The sequence below is a fragment of the Psychrobacter sp. I-STPA6b genome, assembly GCF_020662265.1.
GTDB lineage: Bacteria > Pseudomonadota > Gammaproteobacteria > Pseudomonadales > Moraxellaceae > Psychrobacter.
In genome coordinates, this window is record NZ_VEWM01000073.1 from 1 (window position 1) to 486 (window position 486).

Here is a 486-nt window from a genome sequence, read left to right on the forward strand (position 1 = left end):
CGGCTACAATGACACAAGATGTTGAAGCATTAATTGATGATTTCTTTATCGCACCTAAAAAGATTTTTATCGCAGTAAGTGGTACGCCACTTGACAATATTAAGCAAATTAGTTATGATGTTCCTAACTTTTATACTAAGGTAAACTTATTACACGAGTTAATATCTAATAAAACGGAATATAGTAAAGTGCTAATTTTTGCACCTAATAAAAGAAATGCCGACCGATTATACGATTGTGTAAAGGAAGAATTTCCTGCACAATCATGTGTAATTCATTCAAATAAAACACAAAATTATCGTTTACGTTCTATTGAACAATTCAATAAAGGCGAAAAACGTATTTTAATTGCTACCGATGTAATTGCTCGTGGTTTAGATTTAGCCGAAGTAACACACGTTATTAATTTTAATACGCCTTATTTTCCTGAAAATTATATGCACAGAATTGGTAGAACTGGTCGTGCAGAGCATGAAGGTACTGCGA

The 486-nt window shown here is 32.5% G+C and carries 1 protein-coding gene; it reads left to right on the forward strand.

From position 1 onward, the window contains the following. On the forward strand, positions 1–486 hold a 486-nt coding region (locus tag FHK88_RS08510), incomplete at both ends, for a helicase-related protein (protein ID WP_227430316.1).